Source organism: Methyloceanibacter sp., from assembly GCF_058506495.1.
The window spans coordinates 1-1,176 of record NZ_JBZMXT010000196.1 but is presented as its reverse complement, the minus strand read 5'-3'; the positions used below and the strand labels follow the sequence as shown (position 1 = coordinate 1,176).

The following is a 1,176-nucleotide window of genomic DNA, read 5'->3' as shown; positions in this document are numbered from 1 at the left end:
CATTCGATGAAGCTATTCCCAATCGTTAAATCGACCACCGTACGGGACACAAGCACTTCACCGGCTGAAGAGTTTTCCTCAATCCTCGCTGCAACATGAACGGCGCTTCCGCTAATATCCTTACCTCTTAACTCGATTTCGCCCGTATGCAGCCCGGCACGCGCTTCTATGCCGAGTTGTGCAAGTCGGCGAACTAGAGCGCAAGCGCACTGAACCGCTCGGCCCGGACCGTCGAAGGTCGCTAACAGCCCATCGCCCGTGGATTTGATAAAGCTGCCGCGATAAAGTTCAATCAAATCTGCGGCCTCATTGTCGTGGCGTTCCAAAATTTCTTGCCAAGCCGCATCGCCCATGTCGTTTAGCTTCTGGCTGGAGTTGACGATGTCCAAAAAAAGAACGGTCGCGAGAACGCGGTCAGTTGAGTAAGACGCAAATGTATCGCCGACAAGAAACTGACGTATTTCTGATACGACTCGGTCATTATGGGCGCCCCAGAAGTAATGTCCTCCTTCGCCGCAGTCGACTAATGTCGCATTTGGGAGTCGTGATCTAAGGTCCTCGCTGCAAGCGAATGGCACCTGTCTGTCGTCCCGGTGGTGCATTACCAGCGTTGGGGCTCGCACCAGCGACAGCATTTCGCGCACATCGATCGACAAGTTCATATCGAAATATTTCCGCATTGCGGAGGGTGCGCATGAGGCTCGTTGCAGCTTTCCAAATAGTCGTTTCGCCGCATCTGAATCCGCCAGTGCTGGCACGAAAACGTCGAGTGTATCCCCCGTTCCCCAATCCTCAATCCATCTGCCGATCTTTGCTCGTCGATCCTCTTTGGAAGGCATGTACGGATAATCGGGAGCTGCACAGGATTTCGCATAACCGCCAAAGGTGATGACGTGGCTGACTTTCTGTGGATGCGATGCAGCGAACAAGAGCGCCATAGCAGCGCCTTCTGAGAGCCCAAAAACGGCGGCCGTCTCACTCCGCGTCGCCTCCATGACAGCGAGCAGATCATCGGTGCGCTGTTCGAACGTCGCAACCCCTTCAATTCGATCAGAAAGCCCCTGTCCCCGCTTGTCGAAAGCTATGACACGCGAGAACGTTGAGAGCTGGCGAAGGAAGTCGGTATATTGCGGAAACTCGTGATATTGCTCGACGTGAGAAAAAATTCCCGGAACG

General features: G+C 54.0%; 1 protein-coding gene. It reads right to left on the bottom strand.

What is annotated here, in order from left to right; all coding sequences use genetic code 11:
* A partial coding sequence (locus tag AC33YF_RS13960) for an adenylate/guanylate cyclase domain-containing protein (protein WP_491777820.1) occupies positions 1 to 1,176 on the bottom strand: 1,176 nt, incomplete at both ends.